Source organism: Ilumatobacter coccineus YM16-304, assembly GCF_000348785.1.
GTDB lineage: Bacteria > Actinomycetota > Acidimicrobiia > Acidimicrobiales > Ilumatobacteraceae > Ilumatobacter_A > Ilumatobacter_A coccineus.
Map to the genome: position 1 here is coordinate 2,279,305 of NC_020520.1, position 23,576 is coordinate 2,302,880.

Sequence of the window (23,576 nt, forward strand, 5' to 3'; positions counted from 1 at the left end):
GGTTGGTCAGTCCGAGGTGAGGGCGAGCAGGCGGAAGCCGGCTTTGCTGGCCACGCGGGAGGTGGCGTAGCCCTGGCCGATCAGCCACTTCTGCAGCGAGTCGGCGCCGAGGTGCTTCTGCACTACGAGGGTTGCGGTGCCGTCGTCGGTGAGGCGGCCGAGCCAGTCGGTCAGCAATTCGCGCAGCGCCGGTTTGCCGATTCGGATCGGCGGATTCGACCAGATCGTCGCAAAACGCACGTCGTCGGGAACATCGCCTGGCGCGGCGACGCGCACGTTGGTGATCCCGTTGCGCTTGGCGTTGCGGGCGCACAGTTCACGGGCTCGCGAGTTGACGTCGACCGCCCACACCGTCGAACCGGGGGAGCGGCGAGCCATGGTCAGAGCGATCGGTCCGGCGCCGCAGCCGAGGTCGAGCAGGTGCCCCGACGAGGCCAGTGCGGCGTCGGAACGGATGAGCAAGCTCGTGCCGTTGTCGACGTGACCACGGCTGAACACGCCACGGTCGGTCTCGAGCGTGAACGCGGTGTCGGGCAGTGTCACATCGATCGTGACGGGGTCTGACGGGACCGTCGGATCGTCGTCGAAGTAGTGCGCGTCGGCGGTTTCGGACCGGCCCGTCGCAGCGTGATGATCGTCATGTTCGTCGGGTTGGGGGGCCACGGGCCCTAGCCTGGCAGCAATGTCGTACAAGATCAGGACATACGGCGATCCGGTGCTCAAGAGCAAGGCACTGAAGGTCGCGGACGTCGACGGGAAGATCATCCGGCTCGTCGACGACATGTTCGACACGCTCGTCGAGTCGGGCAATGGCATCGCGCTCGCCGCGCCGCAGATCGGTGTGCAGAAGCAGGTCGTCGTGTGGGACCTCGGTGACAACCCGATGGCGATCATCAACCCCGAGGTCGTCGAGTCCGACGGCGAGTGGGCGTACGACGAGGGCTGCCTGTCGATCCCGGGCTTGTACGTCGAGATGATCCGACCCAAGACCGTGCTCGTCCGCGGTGTCGACCTGCAGGGCGAGATCATCGAGATCGAGTCCGACGAACTCGAAGCGCGCATGTTCCAGCACGAGATCGATCACCTCAACGGCGTGCTGATGTTCGATCGTCTCGAAGGCGACCAGCGGGCCGAAGCGCTCGCCGAGTACCGCCGCATCGAAGAGCAGACCGCCGCCGAGGCGGCCGCCGCTCGCCGCAACCCGTTGCGCCGGCTGCGGTCGAGTTGAGGCTGGGCGAGTGAAGCTCGTCTACCTCGGCACCCCGGAGATGGCGGTTCCGCCGCTCCGCGCACTGGTGGACGCTGGTCACGATGTCGTTCGCGTCATCACCCGCATCGACAAGAAGCGGGGCCGGGGCGGCGCTCTCTCGCCGAGCCCGGTGAAGGCCGCTGCGCTCGAACTCGGGCTCACCGTCTCGCACGACCCCGACGACGTGCTCGCTGCCGTCACCGACGATGGCGCCGAACTCGGCGTGGTCGTGGCCTACGGACGCATCATCAAGCCACACCTGCTCGACGTGCTGCCGATGGTCAACCTGCACTTCTCGCTGTTGCCGCGGTGGCGTGGCGCCGCACCCGTCGAGCGGGCGCTGCTCGCCGGCGACGCCGAGACCGGTGTCGACGTGATGCGGGTGGAGGAAGGCCTCGACACGGGTGGCATCTACGCCGAACGTCGGGTGCCGATCGGCGACGACACGACGGCCGACGAGTTGCGCCGCACGCTCGTCGACGTCGGCGCCGATCTGCTCGTCGAGCAACTGGCGACACCGGTGACCGACTGGATCGACGATCCGACGCCGCAGCGCGGTGAGCCGCTCTACGCGTCCAAGCTGACCAAGGACGAGTTCGAGATCGACTGGTCGCAGTCGATGATCGACGTGCACCGCCGGATCCGCGTGGGCGGCGCCTGGACGACGTTCCGGGGCAAGCGGCTCAAGATCCACGCCGCCGACCTCGTCGACGGCAGCATCCTCCCGACCGTGGTGCAACCCGAAGGCAAGGGCCCGATGGCATTCGACGCATGGCGCAACGGCGCACAACCCACGGCCGACGAACGGTTCGGCGGCCTGTGAGCGACCAGCCGGACGCCGACCAGACGGCCTTCGCCCCGCCGACGGGCAAGCCGCTCAACCGCAAGCAGCGCAGAGCTGCGTTGCAGACCGGCCGCAAGACGGAGGTCGGAACGACGACGCCGAAGCCGACCTCGCGAACGGCAGCGCGCGGCATGGCCCGAGGCGTCGCCCTCGACGTGCTTCGCCGTATCGAGAACGACGGGGCCTACGCCAACCTCGTGCTCGGCCCGATGCTCGCGGCGTCGGATCTGTCGGAGCAGGACCGCAAGTTCGCCACCGAACTGGTCTACGGCTCGACCCGCATGCGCCGAGCGTGCGACGCGATCATCGACCGTTTCGCCAATCAGCCGCCCGACGACCAGACCCGCTCGATCCTCCGACTCGGCGTCTATCAACTCGTCTTCGCCGGGGTGCCGGCCCACGCCGCCGTCAGCGCGACCGTCGATCTGTCGCCGACGAAGACCCGCGGCTTCATCAACGCCGTGCTGCGGCGCGTCGCTGACTTCGACGTGGCCGACATGGTGTGGCCGTCGGATGCTGCTCGCCTGAGCTATCCCGAGTGGATCGCCGACGCGCTGGCGGCCGACCTCGGCGACGAGTCGATCGCCGCGCTCGAGAAGATGAACGAGCCGCCGACGGTCAGCGCCCGAGACGACGGCTACGTCCAAGACATCTCGTCGCAGTGGGTCGCCTACGCCGTGGAAGCCAGAGCGGGGGAGCGGATCCTCGACATGTGCTCGGCACCGGGTGGCAAGGCGACGGCCATGGCGCACACCGGGGCGAGCGTCGTCGCCGCCGACCGCCAAGAGCATCGCGCCGCGCTCGTTGCCGAGAACGTCCAACGTCTCGAACTCGACCTGCCCGTCCTGGTCGCCGACGGCACCCGGCCGCCGTTCAGGCCGGAAACGTTCGATGCGGTCCTGCTCGATGCGCCGTGCTCGGGCCTTGGCTCGCTTCGTCGGCGTGCCGATGCCCGTTGGCGGATCGAACCGAACGACGTGCGTGAGCTCGCACGCCTGCAAGCCCAACTCCTCACGTCGGCCGCGGCACTGGTCGGCGACGGCGGCCGTCTGATCTATTCGGTCTGCACGCTGATCGACGCCGAGTCGGTCGATCACACCACGCCCGAGGGCTTCGTCGTCGACGACACCGAGCCGCCGTCGGGTCGCTGGCGCCGTCACCAGCAGGGCTGGCGCGTACTGCCGCACGATGCCGACACCGACGGCATGGTCATGATTCGATACCGTCGGGTCTCATGAGCGACGCGCCGAAACCCCAGGCCAAGGTGCTCACGTGTTCCGATGGCGTCGTCCACGGAACTCGTGAAGACAAGAGCGGTCAGGCGCTCGCCGACTTCCTCACCGCGAACGGCTTCGATGTCGTCGACCGCAGGGTCACCGCCGATGGCACCGAGAACGTGTCGACCGCGCTCATCGAGATGACCGACGAGTTCGCCGGCCTGGTGGTGTCGACCGGCGGTACCGGTTTCGCTCCCCGAGATCAGACGCCGGAGGCGACCCGGTACGTCCTCGAACGTGAAGCTCCTGGCCTCGCGGAGAAGATGCGGCTGTGCAACCCGCTGGGTCGACTGTCGCGTGGCATCGCCGGCACCCGTGGCGACGCGATCATCGTGAACACCCCGGGGAGCACCAAGGGGTGTGTCGAGCAGTTGGAAGCGATCATCGACGTGCTCCCGCACGCTCTGCGGCTCATGGCCGACACCGACAACGATCACTGAACGTCGCCGACGCACCTGATCCGACCGCGCCCGGGGTGGCGGGCCGTGCCGGACACCGGCCCGATGGCGTGACGCAAACGTCTGGGAGGCGCGGACCCTGCTGGCGATAGCCTCGCCGACGTGCTCCGTATGGTCTTGCCCAAAGGTTCGCTGGAACGAGCGACGCTCGAACTCTTCGAGGCAGCTGACCTCCCGGTTCAGCGTTCGTCCTCGGTCGACTACCAGGCGAACATCGACGATCCTCGAATCGAATCGGTCCGCATCCTGCGCCCACAGGAGATCCCGATGTACATCGAGGAGGGACTCTTCGACATCGGCATCACCGGTCGTGACTGGGTGGAGGAGACCAACAGCACCGTCGTCAGCCTCGGCGAACTCAAGTACTCGAAGGCGACGAGCAAGCCGATCCGTCTGGTCGTGGCCGTGGCCGGCGACAACCCGGCCGAGTCGGTCAAAGACCTGCCCAACGGCGTGCGCGTGCAGTCGGAGTACCCCGAACTGACCAAGCGGTTCTTCGCCGACAACGGCGTCGACGCCAACGTGCGTCTGTCGTACGGGGCCACCGAAGCCAAGATCCCCGACATCGCCGATGTCGTGGTCGAGATCACCGAGACCGGCCGTGCCCTGCGTGCCGCCGGACTCAAGGTGATCGACACGATCCTCACCAGCTACACCGAGGTCATCGCCAACCCCGTGTCGGCCGCCGACCCCGAGAAGGCCAAGGCGATGGAGCAGATCATGACACTCCTCAACGGCGTGCTCGACGCTCGCGGCCGCGTGATGCTGAAGCTGAACGTCAACGAGGCAGCGCGTGACGCGGTGCTCGCCGTGTTGCCGTCGATGAAGTCGCCGACGGTGTCTCCACTGTCCGACGGCGGGTTCGCTGTCGAGTCGGTCGTCGAGAAGAAGCAGATCAACCTGGTGATTCCGGCGCTCCGCGAGGCCGGAGCCACCGACCTCGTCGAGATGCCGATCTCCAAGATCGTCCCGTGACCGAACTCGCCCGAGGACGAGGGCTGACCGGCGTGGTCACCGAGTTCGACGCCGCCGTCGGCCTCGGATCGGTCGAGTCGGCCGACGGCGAGCGCTACGAGTTCCACTGCATCGAGATCGCCGACGGCAGTCGCGACATCCCGGTGTCGACCGAAGTCAGCTTCGATCTCCTCGCGAAGCTCGGCCGCTACGAAGCGGCGAACATCCGCCGGTGACCGACCAGCGCGTCTCCGATGCCGAACGTAAACGGCAGGAGCGCGTCGAGCGAGCACGTCGCATCGTCGACGTGCTGATGTCGCTGCGAGAGGGCGAGGTCACCACCTACGGCGACGTCGCCGAGGTGGCCGGCTATCCGAAGCAGTCACGTCTCGTCGGGCGGATCCTGCGAGTGACCGACGTCGAGGTGCCGTGGTGGCGCGTCGTCAACGCGGCGGGAGTGTTGCGGGCGGGCGACCCGAGACTCCAGGCTCGCCTGCTCGCCGAGGAAGACGTCGTGGTGCGAAACGGCAAGATCGTCCACGCACCGGTCGGCCGCTTCCACGACCCCGAGGCCTGACCCGCCCGCTGGGCTGCCGCGGGCCGGGGGCGTCGCGGTGGTGGTCAGCCCTTGATCTGGACGAACGCGAGACGGATGTTGTTGAGCGCCTCGACCATGGTCGGTGCATCGGGGCCGAGCCGGTCGCCGAGTCCGTCGACGAGACAGGCGACCGCGTCGATGGCGAGCGCCGCCTGGACGAGGTCGGGTTCTTCGGCCGACAGGTGGATCGCAGCGAGCTCGTACAGCCCCATGACGTGGTTGGTCACGACGACTTCGGCCGGCACGTCGGCGAGTCGGGCTCGCGCCTCTTCCATGGCCTGCTGCGCCTCTTCGATCTGGCTGCGCTGCTCCGGGTCGAGGTCGCTCAGGTCGAACTCGCCGGGGCCAGCGGGGCCGTCTGTGGCCTCGCCTCCGTCGTCGTCGTCGGCCGAGCCGAAGCCCGAGAGGTTGGCGTTGAGATCGTCGAAGTCGGAATCGCTCACGCTGTCACGATACCGACGACGCCGTCGAGGTCTCGCCGCACCGTCGAGGTCTCGGGCGTCGCGGTTTCGGGCGTCGCCGTCTCGGGGTCGCGGTCAGGCCGGGCGCCGGACGACGAACGTGTTCGACATCGTCTTGGGTTCCATCCCCGCGAGGTGATCGGCGTACACCTCGAGCAGTTCGCACCCGGCGTCTCGGATGATCGCAAAGACGTCCGGTTGTGGCAGGACGTGCATGAGGATGCCGTCGACCGACTCGGGGGCGAGGTACTCGTCGATGCTGAAGTGGTAGCGGCGGTCGTAGGTCGGCAACTGGATCACCGCGTGCCCGCCCGGCCGTACCGAGGCGAGGAGTCGACCGAGGATGAACGCCATGATCGGCGGCGGATTGTGCTGCAGGACGATGACCGAGTACACGAGGTCGACCTGGGGGAGCGCGCCGAGCCCGTCCTTGTCGGCGACGTGGAGCAGCTCGATGTTGTCGAGCCCTCGGCGGTCGATCTCGGCGCGAGCGAGGTCGAGGTGGGGTCGAGAGATGTCGCAGCCGGTCACCTGTGCGAAGCGGCGTGCCAGCCACACGGTCATGCGGCCGACTCCACACCCGAACTCCATGCACGATTCGACCGCAGCGACGTCGACACCGTTGCGTCGGAGGAGGGCGTCGAGATGATCGACGTGGAATTCTCCCGACGCGTAGAACTCGGCAGTGTCGGCGAGTTGGTCGCGTTTGTACTGGTCGGCGCTCAACACCGACCAGAACGGCTCGTCGACCCCGACCGTCTCCCAGGTGGCTCGCACTCGTTCGAACGCCGCATCGAGCTGCTCCGCGCCGACCTCGACGTCGACCTCCATCGTCGGGTCGGACGGACCGAGACGGGTCTCGGCGTGGAACGGCGCTCGGAACGACTCCGCGGCCGAGAGCGTGTGGCGAACGTCGGGGTCGGTGGTGAGCCAGTCGACGAACTGCGACGACCGGAGGAGGCGTGCCCGGATGCGCTCGGACTCGACGACCCGCTGGGCGAGCGAACTCACGCCGCCCTTGGCACGAGCAGAGATGCGTGCGCCACGAGTCGCTGCATCGGGGTGGTCGTTCATGTGGGTCTCCATTCGGCCGGAATGGCGGAGGGTGCGAAGGGCGGTCGGGGCGCCGAAGCGGCCACCGATGATGTTGCGTCAATGTAGAGCGCGTCCACCCGGATCGGGGCGACCGAATGGGGGTGCGAGGTTTCGACGGCCGCGACCGCTAGTCTGGCGGAGTTACAACTGAGGCGAAGTGGGGTTCATCCCCCACCTGGCCACAACCGATCCGGAGCGATCCGCATCAATCGTGCGCCCAGGTTCTGAGGCTGAGACTGTTCAGCGGCACGGCAGCAACACGGTGAGTGATCACGGTGGGGCGCCGGTTCGATGACTGGTCGCTCCGCGGGACATCGCGTCGAGCACCAGTATTCATCACATGGGGAGGCCCATTGCACAGGAGTAGGCAGTCATAGCACCGCGACGACCAGAACCGCGTGGAGAACAGCACCGCGTGAACGACCGTATCCGATCCCGTGAAGTCCGTCTGATCGGACCCAGCGGGGACCAACTCGGAATCAAACCCGTTCCCGAGGCGCTGCGTATGGCCCGAGGACTCGATCTCGACCTCGTCGAGGTCGCCCCCGGCGCGAACCCGCCCGTATGTCGAATCATGGACTACGGGAAGTTCAAGTACGAAGAGGACCAGAAGGCCAAAGAGGCCCGCAAGAAGTCGACCAACGTGTCGGTGAAAGAAGTCAAGTACCGGCCGAAGATCGGCAAGGGTGACTTCGACACCAAGACACGCAACGTCGTTCGGTTCATCGACGAGGGACACAAGGTCAAAGTGACCTTGCAGTTCCGCGGCCGCGAGATGGCGCACCCCGAACTCGGGGCGAAGATTCTCGATCAGGTCATCGAAGCGGTGGGACCGGCAGCGAAACTCGACAGCCGTTCACGACTCGAGGGTCGTGCGATGTCGATGGTGCTGTCACCGGACAAGCAGGCCCAAGAGGCCATCAAGAAGGCTGAACTCGAGGAAGCCCAGCGCATCGAGCGCGAGGAAGCCGAGAAGGCAGCCGAACAAGACGTCGCAGATTCGACTGACACGTCGTCCGAAGCGGACGATTCGTCAGCTGCGACCGACGCCGACTGAGGCGTCACGCCGTCTGCGGCGCACCGCAGTTCGGCTCGTACGACAAGGAGCATCAAGATGCCAAAGATGAAGACATCGAAGACCGCCGCGAAGCGGTTCAAGAAGACCGGGACGGGCAAGCTCCGTCGCGAGCAGGCCAACAACCAGCACCTCTTCGAGAAGAAGTCGTCGCGCCGCAAGCGTCGCCTCGAGGCCGACGTCGACGTGCATCCTGGTGATGCGAAGAAGATCAAGCGTCTCCTCGCCGAGCGCTGAGTCACACACCCCCTGAACTCTCGAGGAGACAAGAACAATGGCAAGAGTAAAGCGTGGCGTCACCAAGACGAACCGCCACAAGAAGGTCCTGGATCAGGCGAAGGGTTACTACGGCAACAAGAGCCGTTCGTTCCGCGCCGCCAACGAGCAGGTCATGCGGTCGGGCAACTATGCCTTCCGTGACCGTCGTGCTCGCAAGGGCGAGATGCGTCGCCTCTGGATCCAGCGGATCAACGCAGCGTGTCGTCTCAACGACATGAGCTACAGCCGCTTCATCGCGGGCATGAACGCCGCCGGCATCGAAGTCGACCGCAAGATCCTCGCCGATCTCGCCGTCACCGATGCAGCAGCGTTCGCGACGCTCGTCGAGAAGGCCAAGGCCGCTCTCTGAGCTGATCCCGATACCCGTCACCGGGTGTTTCGAACGAGAGGCCGTGCCCACCGGGCACGGCCTCTCGCCGTTTCGGGCCCTCGGTGTTTCGATCTCTGGGTGTTTCCGTCGCTCGGTGTTTCGGTCTCTGGGTGTTTCGGTACCGTGCGGCGGCGAAAGGCTGATGATGACCCCGCTGAGCATGAACAACTCCACCGTGCAGGCGCTGCGCAAGCTGCTGGCGCAACGCAGCGCCCGCCACGACGACGGCCGCTTCGTGATCGAGGGGCCGGTGTCGACCGCCGAGGCCGTGGCCGCTGGGTGGAACTGTCTGATGCAGTTCGTGCCGGAGGGGTCCGGCGTGCGCATCGAGGGGGCAGGGCCGGTCCAGGAGTTGGCCGACGGCGTGTTCGAACGCGTCGGTTCGACGAAGAACCCGCAGGCACCGTTGACGGTCTGCGAGATGCCGACGGCGTCGTCGGCTGACGTGCTGCGCGATGCCTCGTTCGTCGTCGTCCTCGACCAACTCAACGACCCCGGCAACCTCGGCACCATTCTCCGTTCGGCGGAAGCTGCCGGCGCCGACGCCGTCGTGCTCACGCCCGGCTCGGTCGACGTGTACAACCCCAAGGTCGTCCGCGCCTCCGCGAGCGCGATCTTCCACGTGCCGGTCGTGACCGCCACGCTCGAACAGGTCGCCGATGCCGGGCTCACGCTGGCAGGCACCACCAGCCACGCGTTTCCGGGTCGCTCGGTCGTGGCGCACACCGCTGCGGATCTGACCGGGCGTGTCGCGATCGTGATGGGAAACGAGGCCGCAGGGCTCCCCGACGAGTGGAACGACGAGGTCGGCCCCATCGGACTCTGGCTGACGATCCCGCATCGTGGACGCACCGAGTCGCTCAACGTCGCGATGGCCACGACGGTGCTCGTGTTCGAAGTCGCCCGCCAACGTACGTGACTCGGGCATCGGCCCGGCTCGAACGTGCCCGCTCACGACGAATGAGCGTTTGTAGGCTCGGCGCATGGCCGACCCGCTGACCGACGCGCTCGACTCGACGGGCGTGGAGTACGAGATCGTGGCCTGCGACCCCGACCTGGCCGACACCGCGCAGTTCTGCGAGGCCTACGGCTATTCGCCCGAAGATTCGGCCAACACCATCGTCGTGGTCGGCAAGTCCGATCCGCCCGTGTACGCCGCGTGCGTCGTGTTGGCCACCACTCGGCTCGACGTGAACAAGGCCGTGCGGAAGCGCTTCGGTGTGAAGAAGGCGTCGTTCGCGAGCGGCGACGACACCGTCGCCATCACGGGCATGCAGATCGGTGGCGTCACGCCGATCGGCCTGCCGACCGACTTGCCGATCTGGGTCGACGCTCGGGTGATGGAGCGTGACCGCATCATCCTGGGTGGCGGATCACGGGACCGCAAGGTGTACGGCCCGCCGGCGATCCTCAGCGCGCTCGGCGCCGACGTCGTCGACGACCTGGCCAAGATCCCACCCCCGGCGGCCGACTGACCATGTCGACGCAGATCTGCCCCATCCTCCGGGTCGCCGATGCCGCTCGATCGGTCGAGTGGTACGCCCAACTCGGGTTCGAGCAGATCTTCGAGCACCGCTTCGCCGACGGCATGCCGGCCTACGTCGGCATCCAGCGAGACGATGCGGTGATCCACCTCTCCGAACACACCGGCGATGCGCCGGGTCCGGGCCTGATCTACGTGTGGGTCGAGCAGATCGACCCGCTCGCGGCGCACTTCGGTACGACTCCCGACGACATGCCGTGGGGACGCGACATCGAGGTGACCGACCCCGATGGCAACCGCATCCGCCTCGCCGAGGCCCGCAACCCGGAGTGATCGTCGCGAAACGGTCACGTTCGCCCCGTCCCACCGCCGCTACGCTTTCGGCCGTGACGACACAGTTGCAGCGATTTTCGTGCCCCGGCTGAACCGGGGAATGGCCACTCGCTCCTGCGCCACGTCCTGAGTTCGTCCGGGGACCATCAACGACTGCACGACGCAGCACCCGTACGCTCCAACTCTGTCGAAAGGACACCCCTTGAACCCGGACATCCTCACGGAAATCACCTCGGCTCGTGACGCCGCTCTCGCCGAGATTGCCTCGGCCTCGACCCCTGACGCGGTCGCATCGATGACGACGCGCTTCGCCGGCAAGAAGGGGGAGCTCGCCGGTCTCAAGAAGCGGCTGGGGTCGCTCGACTCGATCGACGAGAAGAAGGCCGCCGGGGCAGCGATCAACGAGGCGATGGCCGCCGTCGACGCCGCCCTCGACGAACAGCGATCGGCGCTCAACGCCGCCGCCCTCGCCGCCCAGGTCGAGAACGAACGACTCGACCTGACCGAATACGTCGGCAAGCCGACCCGCGGCAAGGCACACCTGGTGACCCAAGCGTGGGAACGGCTCGAAGACGTCTTCGTCGGCCTCGGCTTCCAGGTAGCCGAAGGCCCCGAGGTCGAGACCGACTGGCACAACTTCGAAGCGCTCAACATGGGGGAGGGGCACCCGGCTCGCGGTGAGTTCGACACGCTGTTCGTCGACCACGTACCGCCAGGCGGAGCGCCCGGCAGCACCGTGCTGCGCACCCACACGTCACCGGTGCAGATCCGCACGATGCTCGAGAAGGAGCCGCCGATCTACATCGTCGCTCCGGGGCGCGTGTTCCGACGCGACACGCCCGACGCCACCCACATGCCGGTGTTTCATCAGATCGAGGGGCTGGTCATCGACCGCAACATCTCGATGGCCGACCTCGCCGGCACGATCCAGGCGTTCACCACCGCGTTCTTCGGCAAGGACTGGAACTCGCGGCTGCGGCCCGACTACTTCCCGTTCACCGAACCGTCGGCCGAGTTCGACATCCAACGCCCCGACGGCTCGTGGATCGAGCTGGGCGGCTGCGGCATGGTGCATCCCAACGTTCTCCGTGCCGGCGGCATCGACCCCGAGGAGTGGAGCGGATTCGCCTTCGGTTTCGGCATCGACCGCATGGCCCTGATGCGCCACGGCGTCGACGATCTCCGTGCCATGTACGCGGACGACCTCCGCTTCACCTCGCAATTCTGACCGCTCGCTGCCCGAGACGTCGTCTCGGGTCTTCAACCTGGAGTTGAACCATGAAAATTCTCTTGTCCTGGCTGAACGAGTACGGCGACTTCGGCGACCCGACCGACGCCGCCGCCGTCGAGCGCGTCGCTGCGGCCCTCACGTCGCTCGGTCTCGAAGTCGAATCGATCGATCGCGTCGGCGACACCGTCGATGGCGTCGTGACCGCACGGATCCTGCGGCTCGAATCGCACCCCGATGCTGCGAAGGTGCAGCGTGTGTACGTCGACGCCGGCGACGGCACCGAACTGCACGTGTGGTGTGGCGCCGACAACATCTCGGTCGACGACATCGTTCCCCTGGCCACGCTCGGTACCGCGATGCCGAACGGGATGACGATCGAGCGCCGCGGCATCCTCGGCATCGATTCGGAAGGCATGCTCTGCTCGGCCCAGGAACTGGGCCTCGGCGAGGACCACAGCGGCATCCGACTGCTCCCGTCCGGGACCCCGCTCGGCGTGCCGTACGGCGAGGCACTGAACATCCAGCCCGACGTGCTCATCGACGCGAACGTCACCCGCAACCGGCCCGACTGCTGGGGCTACGTCGGCATCGCCCGCGACCTCGCCGCCAAGCTCGGCGTCGAATTCCGCCCGCCCACACCGACCCTCCACGTGACCGGCGCACCTCGATCGGCGCCGGTCGAACTGCTCGACCCCGCTCGCTGCCCCCGATTCACCTCCACCGTGATCTCGGGCGTCGAGGTCAAGCCGTCGGCAGACTGGATGGCGAGCCGCCTCACCGCGGCCGGAATGCGCCCGATCAACAACGTCGTCGACGTGAGCAACTACGTGATGCTCGAGTTGAACCAACCCAACCACGCGTACGACCTCGACACGCTCGGCGGAGGTGGGTTCCGCGTGCGCCGAGCCGCCGACGGCGAGCACCTCGTCACCCTCGACGGCGAAGACCGCACCTTCGGCACCGACGACCTCCTCATCTGCGACGCCAATGACACGCCGATCGGACTCGGTGGTGTGATGGGCGGCCTCGACTCCGAGATCTCCGACTCCACGACCACGGTCGCGCTCGAGATGGCGTGGTTCGACCTGTCGCCGATCGGCAAGACGGTCACCCGCACCGGTCTCCGCTCGGAGGCCTCGCAGCGTTTCGAGCGCGGTGTCGACCCGCACGGCATGCCGACGGCCATCGCTCGATTCGTCGAACTGCTCGGCGAGACGTGCCCTGGTCTCACCGTGCACGACGGCGCGATCGACGAACGCGACGACGAGCACCTCCCGCCCGCCGAGCGGTACACCGAGGTGCGCATCGCGAACGTCAACCGGATCCTCGGCACGTCGCTGACCGCCGACGACCTGCCGGCGATCCTCGACCCGATCGGCTACACGGTGTCGGGCACCGGCGACACCCGGACGGTCGTCCTGCCGACCTGGCGCCTCGATTCGACCGCCGAGATCGACGTGATCGAGGAGATCGCCCGCCACTACGGCTACGACCGGCTCGGCGCGAGCGTCCCCAAGTCGATCGAGCCCGGTGGGCTGACCGCACGCCAGCAGCGCCGCCGCCTCGTCCGCAGCGTGCTGCTCGGTCTCGGCGTCTCCGAGGCCATGCCCAACCCGTTCCTGGCACCCGACACGCTCGCGAAGGCCGGTCTGCCGAGCGAGGCGATCTCGATCACCAACCCGCTCGTGACCGAGGAGTCGGTGCTGCGCACCTCGCTTCGACCCGGCCTGCTCCGGGCCATCGCGTACAACGAGTCGCACCGTCGTACCGGCGCCCGGTTCTTCGAGATCGGCCACGTGTACCCGCCGAGCGACGGGGAACTCCCCGCCGAGTACGAAGCCCTCACGGTGGTGCTGGCCGGCGAAGCAGCGCCCGCCGCGCTCCAGGTCTGGCGGGAGCTCACCGCAACACTCGGCGGCGGAGCCCGCATCGATCAGAGCAAGGTGCCACCCGGACTGCACGCCACCCGCTCCGCCACGCTGCAGGCGGGCAAGCAGCCGCTCGGGGCCGTGGGCGAGGTCGCTCCCGACGTGCTCGCTGCATTCGACGTGACCGAACGGGTCGCGATCCTCGAGATCGACCTCGATCAGTTCCTCGCGCGCGAGCCGAAGCCGGTGCAATGGAAGGCCACCAGCCGGCAACCGTCGAGCGATCTCGACCTCGCGTTCAAGCTGCCCGACTCGATCGCTGCCGAGAAGCTCGACAAGGCCATCCGCCAGGGCGCTGGGAAGCTGCTCGTCGACCTCGACCTGTTCGACAACTTCCGCGGCGTCTCCGTCGGTGCCGACGCACGTTCGCTGGCGTTCCGCCTGCGGCTGCAGGCTCCCGACCGGAGCCTCACCGATGCTGACATCGCCGACGTCCGCCGTGGCGTCGAAGCCGCGGCGATCAAACTCGGCGCCGAGCTGCGGAGCTGAGTCTTCGATGAGCGGCGCTCCGGGCGAAACCGACCTGCGGAAGATGTTGTCGTCGCTCGACGTCGAACGTCGCCCGGGATCGTTCACGTTCGTCGAGGTCGATGAGGCGACTGCGGAGCAGCTCGCCGTCGCCCACGCGATGATCGTCGAAGACGAGTCGACGACGCTCGTGCTCGACGTCGCCGAGGCCCGCCGCCTCGGCCTCCCGGTGGTGGTCGACATGGCGTGGCTCTCGCTCACCGTGCAGTCGAGCCTCGAAGCGGTCGGGCTGACCGCAGCGTTCAGCGTGGCGTTGGGCGAGCAGGGGATCTCGTGCAACGTGCTCGCCGGGTTCCGCCACGATCACCTCCTCGTACCGAGCGACCGCGCCGACGACGCGATCGAGGCGTTGATCGGTCTGCGGTGATCGATCGGCGCGGCGGTGAGCGATCGGGCGTCCGCCGGGTCGTGGCGCGTCGCTCACGATCGCTCGCCACGCCGACCCGCCTGATCACACTTTCGTTCGCCGGCGCCATCGCACTCGGCACGCTGCTGCTGGCCCTCCCGGTGTCGCACGGCGACCGTCGCATCGGCGTGCTCGATGCGCTGTTCACCGCCACGAGTGCCGTGTGCGTCACCGGCTTGGCCGTGGTCGACACCGGGACCGCTTTCAGTGGGTTCGGGCAGTTCGTGATCCTGCTCCTCTTCCAGTTGGGTGGCCTCGGCCTGCTCACGATCGGCACGCTGCTCGCGCTCGCCACGGGACGCCGGCTCGGTGTCGGCGATCGTCTGAAGGTGCAGGAGCAGGTGACCGGGTCGGATGCCGGCGGCATCGTCGCACTGGTGCGATCGATCGCCGTCGTCGTTGCGCTCGCCGAGATCACCGGGGCGCTGCTGCTCTACAGCCGTTTCGCCTCGACCGAAGGCATCGGAACCGGAGCCTGGCACGCGGTGTTCCACAGCGTGTCGGCGTTCAACAACGCCGGATTCTCGCTCAACAGCGACAGCCTGATGGGCTACGTCGACGACCCGATCGTCAACGTCACCGTGATGCTCCTCATCGTCGTCGGCGGTCTCGGTTTCATGGTGATCACCAACCTGTACCGATGGTCGCAGCGGTCGTCGCCGCGAGTACGGCTCACCCTGCACACCCGCATGGTGGTGTCGATGACGGCGTTCCTGACCGCGGCGGGGGCGAGCCTCATCCTGATCACCGAGTGGAACAACGACGACACGCTCGGTGCGCTCGGGGCACCCGGTCGCGTGCTGGCCGGGATCTTCCAGTCGGTCACGCCGCGCACCGCCGGGTTCAACACCGTCGACTACGGCGATCTCACCACTGCCGGACTGCTGGTCACGATGCTGCTCATGTTCATCGGTGGCAACCCGGGCTCGACCGCAGGTGGCATCAAGACCATCACGTTCTACGTCGTCGTGCTGAGCATCTGGAGCACCCTGCGAGGACGGGCCGACACCACGGTGTTCCACCGGCGAATCGCCCAGGAGACCGTCGCACGTGCGGCTGCCATCGCCGGTGGTGCGGCGATTGTCGGCGGGGCCGCCGTCACGATGCTGGCCATGCTCGAACCCGACATCGCGCTGCAGTCGTTGTTGTTCGAGACGATCTCGGCGCTCGGCACCGTGGGTTTGTCGGTCGGAATCACAGCAGAACTCGGAGATTCCGCCAGACTGATCGTCATCATGTTGATGTTCGTCGGCCGCATCGGACTGCTCACGTTCGCACTGGCGCTGGTGAGTCGCGAGCGGCCGACCACGATGCGTCATCCGGTCGAAGACGTGGTGGTCGGCTGATGATCGGGCAGTACCTCGTCATCGGCGTCGGACGCTTCGGATCCGCAGTCGCGCGCACCCTCTACGACCTCGGTCACGAGGTGGTGGCCGTCGACCGCGACGAAGCCGAACTGCAGGCGGTGATGGGGCACGTCACGCACGCAGCGGTGCTCGACGCCACCGACGAACGAGCGCTCGACCGGCTCGGTCTGGCTCACTTCGAAGTGGTGATCGTGGCGATCGGCGACGACCTCGAAGCGAGCATTCTCGCCACCGTCGGCTCGAAGGCCGGGGGAGCGCGATACGTGATCGCCAAGGCCAACGATCGATCGATGGCCCGGATCCTCGCCACCGTCGGCGCCGACGAGATCGTGCGGCCCGAACACGACATGGGCGCTCGTCTCGCGATGCAGTTGGCGTCGCCCAGTGAGGTGGCGTCGCTCGAACTCGGCCCCGACAACAGCATCGTCGAACTCGATGTCCGCGACCTCCTCGTCGGGACACTCGAAACGCTCCGCTTGCCGGCCAGGTTCGGTGTGCAGGTGCTTGCGGTGCACCGCGGTCGCGACGTGATCGTGTCGCCGGGTGCGTCGTTCGCGCTCGCCTCGGGTGACCGAATCGTGGTGATCGGGAAGAACAGCGATCTCGACACGCTCAGAGAGCACCTGCCGCGATGAAGTGGATCTCGTCGATCGCTCGCTTCGCCACACGTCCGGTGGTGGCGACGTACGGGAGCATGGCGTTGCTGTTCGTCGGCCTCGTCGTCGATCTCAACAGCGACCAGGCGCTGGTCGTGTCGATCATCTACAACATCCCGATCGTCGTGTCGGCGGTGTTGCTCACCCGCACCCTCACGGTCTGGACGATCGTGCTGTCGCTCGCGGCCAACGCCGCAGCGGGGTATGCCAATGCCATCGACGTCGGGGAGACCAGCGGGTTCACCGTTGCCAACCGCGTCCTGGTCGGGCTGTCGTTCCTGCTGGTCGGCTCGATGACGTTGCTGTTCGAGCGTTCACGCCAAGACGTCCACGATCTCGAGTTCCACGAGGAGGACGGCGAGCGCGAGCGAGCGCTGCGTCACGTCATCACCGATCTGAGCGGACCCTTGACCCGCGACGAGATCCTCCGGCGGGCGACCGTCGGGCTCCGTGAGTTGCTCCATGCCGATGCGGTCGTGTTCACCGGACTCGACGGCGATCGGTTCGTCGAGCCGCGATGGTCGGCACCCGAGTTCACCTCGGTCGCCGAGCCCGGCAAGCTGGCCACGTGGGCCGTCGATGCGCTCCCGGTCACCACGGTGCCGGTCATCATGGTGCGGACCGAACGCGGGCTCACCGGGGTCGGACGTCTCGCTGTGTTCGACGACGTCGAGTTGATCGTCGTGGTGTCACGTCCCGACCGCACCAGGGCGTCGCAGTTGCTCGGCGAGGCGATCATGGCCATCGAGCCGCTCTGTGCCCGGGCCGCCGAGTTCGAGCGGCTCCGCGGACTCAGTTCAGACTGAGGTCGTCGGGAGCCAGGGCCAGCCACGACAGGCGGCCGGGCTGACGTCGCAGCACCGCGTGCCACAGGTCTTCGGGGTCGTCGGAGAACACGTCACCCGCTTCGGCGTCGAGCACCAGCCAGGCGCCGGCGGCGATCTCGCCGTCGAGTTGACCGGCGCCCCAACCGGCGTACCCGCGGAAGATCCGCACGGCGTCGACCGACGCGGCGACGATCGCCGGATCGGCGGACAGATCGGCCGACACGATCTCACCCGAGATGGGGGAGAGGTGCTCGTGGTCGTCGCTCAGTGGTTCCTTCGTCGTGGCGAGCGCGATCAACGCGGTGGTCTCGACCGGACCACCACCGAACACCGACGACGGCACCGACTGCAGGTCGATCCACCGGTCGAGCGGCTCGTCGAGGCTCTCGATGGTCGGACGATTGAGCACGACGCCGATCGCACCGTCCTCGTGGTGTTCGAGCACGTACACCACGGTGCGGTCGAAGTGAGGGTCTTCGAGCGGAGGCGTGGCGACGAGCAAGCGACCCTTCGTCTGCACCGATGTCCCGAACATGGCTCCAGTCTGCCGTCTTCCGACGCTCCCGAGCACCCGGTCGCCGGAGAAGCCCGTGGCGCCTCCGGTGTCCGGTGATGTGACGGGAGCAACACGGCGTTTCCTCGCGACTTTCCGACGGTGCCGAGCGTCCCTCGGTGTTCGCCCCGATGCGCGATCGGCTCGCGCCGCCCGCGCATCCAGAAAGGAAATCATGTCACGCAGAGATCGCAGAGGACCCGGCCTGTTGGGGCTCGGAGCCATCGCCGTGGTCGGGATGCTCGCCTTCGGCGTCATCGGGCCGGGGCTGTTCGACATCTCGTTCCCGTTCACGTCCGAGAGCAAGGATCATTCGCCACCGGTCGTGTTGACCGAACTCCGAGATCTCGCCGAGTTCCGTGCCGCCGAGGCTGACTTCGAGGTCATCGTCGATCGAGAGAACGACGTCAAGTGGGTGCCCGGGTTCATCGCCGGCGACCGGGTCCAGTACGTGGCGGTCGGCAGCGTCGACGCCACGGTCGACTTCGCCGGGCTCACCGACGACTCGATCATCTTCGACGAGGACAACGACCAGGCGACGATCATCTTGCCGGCGCCGTCGATCGGCGAACCGGTGATCGACTTCGAGAACAGCGGCGTGATGAATCGCGACCGCGGCGTCCTCGACCGGCTCGGCGGCGTGTTCAGCGACAATCCGACGGCCGAGGAGTCGTTGATCGTCGAAGCCCAGAACAAGATGATCGCCGGGGTCGGCGAGAGCGACCTGCTCGAACGAGCACGCGAGAACACCGAGAAGATGCTCACCACGTTGCTGGGCGGAGTCGGCGTCGACGACGTCGAGGTCGTGTTCGAGATGCCGTCGGGCGTCTAACGTGACGTGACGTGACGTGACATGACATGACATGACAGGGATCCGCACGGTCGTTGCATGAACATTCACGCATCTGTATGATCATGCAGATGCGTGAACAGACCATCCGGACCGCCATCGTGGGCGCGTCCGGATACACCGGCGCCGAGCTGTTGCGGCTCGTCGCGAACCACCCGAACATCGAACTCGTCGCCGCCACCGGCGACTCGATGGCGGGGCGACGCGTCGGCGACCTGTACCCCTCGCTGCACACCGCCTACCCCGACCTGGTGTTCACCGAGTTCGACGCCGACGCATTGAGCGGCCTCGACCTCGTCTTTCTCGGCCTGCCGCACGCGGCATCGATGGAGTTGGCCCCGCAGATCGTCGGTGAGGTCGGCTGTGTGGTCGACCTCTCGGCCGCCTACCGACTCAGCGACGCATCGCACTACCCGACCTTCTACGGCTTCGAGCACACCCAGCCCGAACTGCTCGCCGAGGCGGTGTTCGGGCTCCCCGAACTCCATCGCGACCTGTTGACAGGCGCTCGCCTCGTCGCGACGCCTGGCTGCCACGTCACCGCCGCCACGCTCGCCCTGCGCCCGCTCGTCGAGGCCGGCCTCGTCGAGAACACCGGCGTCATCGTCAACAACGTCACGGGCATCACCGGAGCGGGACGCACGCCGACCGAGACCAACGTGTTCACCAACATCGACTCCAACGTCGTCGCCTACGGTCTGCTGCACCACCGTCACACGCCCGAGATCGAGCAGGAAGTGGGCGCTCAGGTGCTCTTCACACCACACCTCGTGCCGATGAGTCGCGGCATCCTCGCCACCTGTTACGCCACGCCGGCCGCAGACTGCTCGGCCGAGCGACTCGTCGGCGCGATGCGCACGTTCTACGACGGCGAACCGTTCGTGTCGGTGCTCGACGGGCCGCCCGCCACCAAGTCGGTGCTCGGCTCCAACGCCGCACACGTCTGGGCGACGCTCGACGAACGCACCGGCCGCGTCATCACGATGTGCTCGATCGACAACCTCACCAAGGGTGCCTCCGGCGGAGCACTCCAGGCGGCGAACGTGGCACTCGGTCTCGACGAGACCGCAGGCCTCACCATGGTCGGAGTCGCCCCGTGACCAACCCGCCCGCATCCAACGCCCCTGAAACCAGGACCGACCCGGCCGTCAAGGCCTCGACCCTGGTCGAAGCGCTGCCCTACATCCGCCGCTTCGCCGGCAAGACCGTGGTGGTCAAGTACGGCGGCAACGCACTCGCCGGCACCTCCAACCACGACGCACTCGAGCTCTTCGCCGAAGACATCGTGCTGATGCGCCTCGTCGGCATGCGTCCGATCGTCGTGCACGGAGGCGGCCCGCAGATCTCCGAGCTGATGAAACGGCTCGGCAAGGAGAGCGAGTTCGTCAACGGCCTGCGCGTCACCGACAAGGAGACCGTCGACATCGCACGCATGGTCTTGAAGGGGCAGGTCAACCCACAACTCGTGGCGGCGATCAACGTGCACGGCAACTACGCCGTCGGCGTGTCGGGCGTCGACGGTGGACTCATCCGAGCCACGCAGCGCAACCCCGAACTCGGCTTCGTGGGCGATGTCACGTCGATCAACCCCGAGGTGCTCAACGGGCTCCTCGACGACGAGTTCATCCCCGTCATCGCGACCATCGGCTGCGACGAGACCGGGCAGGCCTACAACATCAACGCCGACACCGTCGCCGGAGCGATCGCCGAAGCGATGGGCGCCGAGAAGCTCGTCTACATGACCGACATCGAAGGTCTCCGGACCGACCTCGACGACCCGAACAGCCTCGTCCGCCAGACCACCGCCGACGTGATCGAGGGAATGATCGCCGACGGCACCATCGCCGGCGGCATGATCCCCAAGGTGTCGAGCTGCCTGCAAGCCGTCCGCAACGGGGTCGGCCGAGCACACATCCTCGACGGCCGGATCCCGCACGTACTGCTGCTCGAACTCTTCACCGACGACGGCATCGGCACGATGGTCATGGCCGACCAAGCCCAACTCGACGCCCACCTCGCCGAGACCGTCACGCCCAGCACGTGACGCCCAGAACGTGACACCATCGAACGAAAGCGCCTCACCTGCATGACCACCACCCCGAGCCACCAATTCGAACACGCACCGATGGCCGCATGCCCGTTCATGCCGGTCTTCGGCCCACCGGCGGTGATGTTCGACCGAGGCCGCGGCACCGAGCTGTGGGACTCGACCGGCAAGCGCTACCTCGACTTCCTCACCGGTCTCGCCGTCGTGTCGATCGGCCACTCCAACCCCATCGTCGCCGAGGCCGTCGCCGACCAGGCCGAACGCCTCATGCACGTCTCGAACTTCTTCGCCAACCCGGTCGCGACCGAAGCGGCCGTCAAGGTGAACGGGCTCCTCGAATCTGCGACCGGACACAGCGGACAGGTGTTCTTCACCAACTCCGGCGCCGAGTCGGTCGAGTGCGCGATCAAGCTCGCGCGCAAACACGGCGGGCGAGGCCGCCACACCGTGGTCAGCGCGCTCGGCAGCTTTCACGGCCGCACTCTGGCCAGCCTCGCCGCCACCGGACAGCCCGAGAAGCACGAGCCGTTCCAGCCGATGCCCGAAGGCTTCCGGCACGTCGCCTGGAACGACATCGACGCGCTCCGTTCCGCCGTCGACGGCTCGGTCGCCGCCGTGCTCATCGAACCGATCCAGGGCGAAGGCGGCGTCAACCCGGCGTCGAGCGACTATCTGCAGGCCGTTCGTGAGATCTGCGACGAGACCGGCGCACTCATGATGGTCGACGAGATCCAGACCGGCTTCGCCCGCACCGGACGGTGGTTCGCCTTCGAGCACGCCGGTGTCAAACCCGACGTGGTCACCATGGCGAAGGCGATGGGCAACGGCATGCCCGTCGGCGCCTGCTGGGCACGCACCGACGTCGCCGCCGTGTTCCAGCCCGGCGACCACGGCAGCACCTACTCCGGAACCGCCATCGCCTGCTCAGCGGTCAACGCGACCATCGACGAGATGCAACGCATCGACGCCCCGGCACGGTCGGTGGCTCAGGGGCGCCGGATCGTCGAAGCGTTGCGTGGGGTGGCCGGGGTCGCCGACGTGCGCGGCAGCGGCCTGATGCTCGGCGTGCAGCTCGCCGACGGACTCGACGCGAAAGCGGCCTATCTCCACCTGCTCGACGCCGGGCTGATCGTCAACGCAGTCAACCCGACCACGATCCGGCTGCTTCCGCCGATCACGGTGAGCGACGCCGAGATCGACGAAGCGGTCGCGATGATCGCCGAGGCACTCACGGCGCAGATCGACGCGAGCGCCGAAGCATGACGCGCCGTCACGTCCTCGACGTCACCGACTTCACCGCGAGCGAGATCGTCTCGATCCTCGACCTCGCCGAACGACCGATCGAGTCGCTCGGCCGCCCGCTCGACGGCGCCGGTGCCGCGCTGATCTTCGAGAAGCCGTCGAACCGGACCCGCCACTCGATGGAGATGGCGGTCGCACAGCTCGGCGGCCACCCCGTCTACACGCGAGGGGAGGAGGTCGGCTTCGACACCCGTGAACCGGTCGAAGACATCGGCAAGATCATGGCGGGCTACCACCAGGTGATCGCGGCTCGCGTGTTCGACCACGCGACCCTCGATCGGCTGGTCGCCGCCGTCGACTCGCTCGACGGTGCGAGCACGATCGTCGTCAACATGCTCTCCGATCGGTCGCACCCGCTACAGGCCTTCGCCGACGCACTCACCATGCGCCAACGACTGGGCGAACTCGAGTCGAAGACCGTTGCGTACATCGGCGACTACAACAACGTCGCTCGGTCGCTGGCCGAGATCTCGCTGCTGCTCGGTATGAAGGTCCGCATCTCGTGTCCGCCGGCCTTCGCCGCCGACGAAGCCGAGCTCGAACGGCTCTCGCTGATCGGATCGGGCGACGTGCTGCAGACGGCTCGCCCGCACGATGCCGTGGCCGGCGCTCACGCCGTGCACACCGACACGTGGGTGTCGATGGGGCAGGAGGCGGAGAAGGAAGTCCGTCGTCGGATGTTCGAAGGGTTCGCGGTCGACGCCGCGATGATGTCGCTTGCCGCCGACGATGCCGTGTTCATGCACTGCCTCCCGGCCTACCGCGGCTTCGAAGTGACCGCCGACGTCATCGACGGCCCGCAATCGGTCGTCTTCCAACAGGGCCACAACCGGATGCACGCCGCCCGGGCGGTGCTCGCATTCGCCCGTCGCAACGGAGAGCGAGCATGACCACCAAGGTGCAACGCCAGACGTCGATCACCCGCCTGATCGGCGAACACGAGGTCACGAGCCAACCCGAGTTGATCGAACTCCTCGCCACCGAGGGAATCGAGGCGACCCAGGCCACGGTGTCACGCGATCTCGAAGACATCGGAGCGATCAAGGTGCGTGTGCCGAGCGGCAACACCGTCTACGCGATTCCGGAGATGGCCCCCGACCGCGTGGCCCCGCTCGACCAGTTGCGTCGGGTGATGGGGGAGTGGGTCGGTGAAGTCGCCCAGTCGGCCAACATCGTCATCCTTCGCACCCCGCCCGGCTGTGCGCACGTCGTGGCCTCGGCCCTCGATCGCAGTCGCATCGAGGGCATGCTCGGCACGGTCGCCGGCGACGACACGATGCTGTGCGTCTCGGCCGACCCCGACGGCACCGCGCTCGCCAACCGCCTGAAACAACTCGCCGGGCTCGACTGAGCACCGTCACCCCCTTCCTTCCCCGTCACCCCCCTGACACCGAACGCACTGGAG

At 67.3% G+C, this 23,576-nt stretch carries 29 protein-coding genes; 25 read left to right on the forward strand and 4 right to left on the reverse strand.

Features of this window, described 5'->3' with window-relative positions; all coding sequences use genetic code 11:
- Positions 1-6 precede the first annotated feature (6 nt).
- Complete coding sequence (locus tag YM304_RS10270; protein ID WP_197536955.1) at positions 7-693, reverse strand: class I SAM-dependent methyltransferase; 687 nt, start codon at positions 691-693, stop codon at positions 7-9.
- Between YM304_RS10270 and def the strand changes: the two genes are divergently transcribed.
- The 7 genes from def (at position 683) to YM304_RS10305 (ending at position 5,359) form a co-directional block, all read left to right on the forward strand.
- Positions 683-1,228: a peptide deformylase gene (def, locus tag YM304_RS10275; RefSeq protein WP_015441617.1), complete on the forward strand. Its 546-nt coding sequence runs from the start codon at positions 683-685 to the stop codon at positions 1,226-1,228. The genes YM304_RS10270 and def overlap by 11 nt on opposite strands.
- Positions 1,229-1,238: 10 nt before the next feature.
- Complete coding sequence (locus tag YM304_RS10280; RefSeq protein WP_015441618.1) at positions 1,239-2,072, forward strand: methionyl-tRNA formyltransferase; 834 nt, start codon at positions 1,239-1,241, stop codon at positions 2,070-2,072.
- Positions 2,069-3,331 carry a transcription antitermination factor NusB gene (locus tag YM304_RS10285; protein ID WP_015441619.1) on the forward strand — a complete coding sequence of 421 codons (1,263 nt, stop codon included), beginning with the start codon at positions 2,069-2,071 and terminating at the stop codon, positions 3,329-3,331. The genes YM304_RS10280 and YM304_RS10285 overlap by 4 nt, the downstream gene beginning before the upstream one ends.
- On the forward strand, positions 3,328-3,810 hold the full coding sequence (locus tag YM304_RS10290) for a MogA/MoaB family molybdenum cofactor biosynthesis protein (protein WP_015441620.1): 483 nt from the start codon (positions 3,328-3,330) through the stop codon (positions 3,808-3,810). Before YM304_RS10285 ends, YM304_RS10290 begins: the two co-directional genes overlap by 4 nt.
- 120 nt (positions 3,811-3,930) lie before the next feature.
- On the forward strand, positions 3,931-4,803 hold the full coding sequence (hisG, locus tag YM304_RS10295; RefSeq protein WP_015441621.1) for an ATP phosphoribosyltransferase: 873 nt from the start codon (positions 3,931-3,933) through the stop codon (positions 4,801-4,803).
- The gene (locus tag YM304_RS10300) at positions 4,800-5,018 is read left to right on the forward strand and encodes a S1 domain-containing protein (RefSeq protein WP_015441622.1); all 219 of its coding nucleotides are present in this window, start codon (positions 4,800-4,802) and stop codon (positions 5,016-5,018) included. Before hisG ends, YM304_RS10300 begins: the two co-directional genes overlap by 4 nt.
- Positions 5,015-5,359: an MGMT family protein gene (locus tag YM304_RS10305; protein ID WP_015441623.1), complete on the forward strand. Its 345-nt coding sequence runs from the start codon at positions 5,015-5,017 to the stop codon at positions 5,357-5,359. Before YM304_RS10300 ends, YM304_RS10305 begins: the two co-directional genes overlap by 4 nt.
- Positions 5,360-5,403: 44 nt before the next feature.
- On the opposite strand, the gene YM304_RS10310 is transcribed toward YM304_RS10305, so the two are convergent.
- Positions 5,404-5,823, reverse strand: coding sequence for a hypothetical protein (locus tag YM304_RS10310; protein ID WP_015441624.1), 420 nt, complete (start codon positions 5,821-5,823; stop codon positions 5,404-5,406).
- A 93-nt stretch (positions 5,824-5,916) separates the two neighbouring features.
- Positions 5,917-6,915, reverse strand: coding sequence for a class I SAM-dependent methyltransferase (locus YM304_RS22390; RefSeq protein ID WP_162142055.1), 999 nt, complete (start codon positions 6,913-6,915; stop codon positions 5,917-5,919).
- Positions 6,916-7,351: 436 nt separating this feature from the next.
- Here YM304_RS22390 and infC point away from each other — a divergent pair, with 436 nt between their 5' ends.
- The 12 genes from infC to YM304_RS10375 all read left to right on the forward strand — a co-directional run bounded on the left by infC (position 7,352) and on the right by YM304_RS10375 (position 17,398).
- Positions 7,352-7,993 (forward strand): translation initiation factor IF-3, encoded by a 642-nt coding sequence (gene infC / locus YM304_RS10320; protein WP_015441626.1) that lies wholly within the window; start codon positions 7,352-7,354, stop codon positions 7,991-7,993.
- Positions 7,994-8,050: 57 nt separating this feature from the next.
- On the forward strand, positions 8,051-8,248 hold the full coding sequence (rpmI, locus tag YM304_RS10325; protein WP_015441627.1) for a 50S ribosomal protein L35: 198 nt from the start codon (positions 8,051-8,053) through the stop codon (positions 8,246-8,248).
- A gap of 37 nt (positions 8,249-8,285) precedes the next feature.
- Positions 8,286-8,639: a 50S ribosomal protein L20 gene (rplT, locus tag YM304_RS10330; RefSeq protein WP_015441628.1), complete on the forward strand. Its 354-nt coding sequence runs from the start codon at positions 8,286-8,288 to the stop codon at positions 8,637-8,639.
- A 181-nt stretch (positions 8,640-8,820) separates the two neighbouring features.
- The gene (locus YM304_RS10335; protein ID WP_162142056.1) at positions 8,821-9,579 is read left to right on the forward strand and encodes a TrmH family RNA methyltransferase; all 759 of its coding nucleotides are present in this window, start codon (positions 8,821-8,823) and stop codon (positions 9,577-9,579) included.
- Between the two features lie 64 nt (positions 9,580-9,643).
- Positions 9,644-10,135, forward strand: coding sequence for a YbaK/EbsC family protein (locus YM304_RS10340; RefSeq protein WP_015441630.1), 492 nt, complete (start codon positions 9,644-9,646; stop codon positions 10,133-10,135).
- A gap of 2 nt (positions 10,136-10,137) precedes the next feature.
- Positions 10,138-10,476 carry a glyoxalase superfamily protein gene (locus YM304_RS10345; RefSeq protein ID WP_015441631.1) on the forward strand — a complete coding sequence of 113 codons (339 nt, stop codon included), beginning with the start codon at positions 10,138-10,140 and terminating at the stop codon, positions 10,474-10,476.
- A 202-nt stretch (positions 10,477-10,678) separates the two neighbouring features.
- Complete coding sequence (gene pheS / locus YM304_RS10350; RefSeq protein WP_015441632.1) at positions 10,679-11,704, forward strand: phenylalanine--tRNA ligase subunit alpha; 1,026 nt, start codon at positions 10,679-10,681, stop codon at positions 11,702-11,704.
- A gap of 50 nt (positions 11,705-11,754) precedes the next feature.
- A complete protein-coding gene (gene pheT / locus YM304_RS10355; RefSeq protein WP_015441633.1) occupies positions 11,755-14,124 on the forward strand; it encodes a phenylalanine--tRNA ligase subunit beta in 2,370 nt (789 codons plus the stop codon).
- A gap of 7 nt (positions 14,125-14,131) precedes the next feature.
- Positions 14,132-14,530, forward strand: a complete 399-nt coding sequence (locus YM304_RS10360; protein ID WP_015441634.1) for an ACT domain-containing protein — start codon at positions 14,132-14,134, stop codon at positions 14,528-14,530.
- Entirely contained in the window at positions 14,527-15,915 is a 1,389-nt protein-coding gene (locus YM304_RS10365) for a TrkH family potassium uptake protein (RefSeq protein ID WP_015441635.1), read from the forward strand. Before YM304_RS10360 ends, YM304_RS10365 begins: the two co-directional genes overlap by 4 nt.
- Positions 15,915-16,571, forward strand: a complete 657-nt coding sequence (locus YM304_RS10370) for a potassium channel family protein (RefSeq protein WP_015441636.1) — start codon at positions 15,915-15,917, stop codon at positions 16,569-16,571. Before YM304_RS10365 ends, YM304_RS10370 begins: the two co-directional genes overlap by 1 nt.
- Positions 16,568-17,398: a hypothetical protein gene (locus YM304_RS10375; protein ID WP_015441637.1), complete on the forward strand. Its 831-nt coding sequence runs from the start codon at positions 16,568-16,570 to the stop codon at positions 17,396-17,398. The genes YM304_RS10370 and YM304_RS10375 overlap by 4 nt, the downstream gene beginning before the upstream one ends.
- Here the strand turns inward: YM304_RS10375 and YM304_RS10380 are convergent.
- On the reverse strand, positions 17,385-17,954 hold the full coding sequence (locus YM304_RS10380) for a YqgE/AlgH family protein (RefSeq protein ID WP_015441638.1): 570 nt from the start codon (positions 17,952-17,954) through the stop codon (positions 17,385-17,387). The genes YM304_RS10375 and YM304_RS10380 overlap by 14 nt on opposite strands.
- Before the next feature lie 193 nt (positions 17,955-18,147).
- On the opposite strand from YM304_RS10380, the gene YM304_RS10385 reads away from it, so the two are divergent.
- The 6 genes from YM304_RS10385 (at position 18,148) to argR (ending at position 23,522) form a co-directional block, all read left to right on the forward strand.
- On the forward strand, positions 18,148-18,804 hold the full coding sequence (locus YM304_RS10385) for a DUF4230 domain-containing protein (protein WP_015441639.1): 657 nt from the start codon (positions 18,148-18,150) through the stop codon (positions 18,802-18,804).
- An 89-nt stretch (positions 18,805-18,893) separates the two neighbouring features.
- Positions 18,894-19,922, forward strand: coding sequence for an N-acetyl-gamma-glutamyl-phosphate reductase (argC, locus tag YM304_RS10390; protein ID WP_015441640.1), 1,029 nt, complete (start codon positions 18,894-18,896; stop codon positions 19,920-19,922).
- Positions 19,919-20,866 carry an acetylglutamate kinase gene (argB, locus tag YM304_RS10395; protein ID WP_015441641.1) on the forward strand — a complete coding sequence of 316 codons (948 nt, stop codon included), beginning with the start codon at positions 19,919-19,921 and terminating at the stop codon, positions 20,864-20,866. Before argC ends, argB begins: the two co-directional genes overlap by 4 nt.
- Before the next feature lie 42 nt (positions 20,867-20,908).
- Positions 20,909-22,132 carry an aspartate aminotransferase family protein gene (locus tag YM304_RS10400; RefSeq protein ID WP_015441642.1) on the forward strand — a complete coding sequence of 408 codons (1,224 nt, stop codon included), beginning with the start codon at positions 20,909-20,911 and terminating at the stop codon, positions 22,130-22,132.
- The gene (locus YM304_RS10405) at positions 22,129-23,061 is read left to right on the forward strand and encodes an ornithine carbamoyltransferase (RefSeq protein WP_015441643.1); all 933 of its coding nucleotides are present in this window, start codon (positions 22,129-22,131) and stop codon (positions 23,059-23,061) included. The genes YM304_RS10400 and YM304_RS10405 overlap by 4 nt, the downstream gene beginning before the upstream one ends.
- Positions 23,058-23,522 carry an arginine repressor gene (argR, locus tag YM304_RS10410; protein ID WP_015441644.1) on the forward strand — a complete coding sequence of 155 codons (465 nt, stop codon included), beginning with the start codon at positions 23,058-23,060 and terminating at the stop codon, positions 23,520-23,522. Before YM304_RS10405 ends, argR begins: the two co-directional genes overlap by 4 nt.
- Positions 23,523-23,576: the final 54 nt, after the last annotated feature.

Excerpts from the sequence above, each read along its gene's own strand:
- YM304_RS10345 (WP_015441631.1), top strand. The coding sequence starts at position 10,138 with ATGTCGACGCAGATCTGCCCCATCCTCCGGGTCGCCGATGCCGCTCGA.
- YM304_RS10375 (WP_015441637.1), top strand. The coding sequence starts at position 16,568 with ATGAAGTGGATCTCGTCGATCGCTCGCTTCGCCACACGTCCGGTGGTG.
- YM304_RS22390 (WP_162142055.1), bottom strand. The coding sequence starts at position 6,915 with ATGAACGACCACCCCGATGCAGCGACTCGTGGCGCACGCATCTCTGCT.
- argC (WP_015441640.1), top strand. The coding sequence starts at position 18,894 with ATGCGTGAACAGACCATCCGGACCGCCATCGTGGGCGCGTCCGGATAC.
- rpmI (WP_015441627.1), top strand. The coding sequence starts at position 8,051 with ATGCCAAAGATGAAGACATCGAAGACCGCCGCGAAGCGGTTCAAGAAG.
- argR (WP_015441644.1), top strand. The coding sequence starts at position 23,058 with ATGACCACCAAGGTGCAACGCCAGACGTCGATCACCCGCCTGATCGGC.
- rplT (WP_015441628.1), top strand. The coding sequence starts at position 8,286 with ATGGCAAGAGTAAAGCGTGGCGTCACCAAGACGAACCGCCACAAGAAG.
- pheT (WP_015441633.1), top strand. The coding sequence starts at position 11,755 with ATGAAAATTCTCTTGTCCTGGCTGAACGAGTACGGCGACTTCGGCGAC.
- YM304_RS10380 (WP_015441638.1), bottom strand. The coding sequence starts at position 17,954 with ATGTTCGGGACATCGGTGCAGACGAAGGGTCGCTTGCTCGTCGCCACG.
- YM304_RS10370 (WP_015441636.1), top strand. The coding sequence starts at position 15,915 with ATGATCGGGCAGTACCTCGTCATCGGCGTCGGACGCTTCGGATCCGCA.
- YM304_RS10400 (WP_015441642.1), top strand. The coding sequence starts at position 20,909 with ATGACCACCACCCCGAGCCACCAATTCGAACACGCACCGATGGCCGCA.
- YM304_RS10360 (WP_015441634.1), top strand. The coding sequence starts at position 14,132 with ATGAGCGGCGCTCCGGGCGAAACCGACCTGCGGAAGATGTTGTCGTCG.
- YM304_RS10340 (WP_015441630.1), top strand. The coding sequence starts at position 9,644 with ATGGCCGACCCGCTGACCGACGCGCTCGACTCGACGGGCGTGGAGTAC.
- def (WP_015441617.1), top strand. The coding sequence starts at position 683 with ATGTCGTACAAGATCAGGACATACGGCGATCCGGTGCTCAAGAGCAAG.
- YM304_RS10385 (WP_015441639.1), top strand. The coding sequence starts at position 18,148 with ATGTCACGCAGAGATCGCAGAGGACCCGGCCTGTTGGGGCTCGGAGCC.
- YM304_RS10290 (WP_015441620.1), top strand. The coding sequence starts at position 3,328 with ATGAGCGACGCGCCGAAACCCCAGGCCAAGGTGCTCACGTGTTCCGAT.
- YM304_RS10405 (WP_015441643.1), top strand. The coding sequence starts at position 22,129 with ATGACGCGCCGTCACGTCCTCGACGTCACCGACTTCACCGCGAGCGAG.
- YM304_RS10335 (WP_162142056.1), top strand. The coding sequence starts at position 8,821 with ATGAACAACTCCACCGTGCAGGCGCTGCGCAAGCTGCTGGCGCAACGC.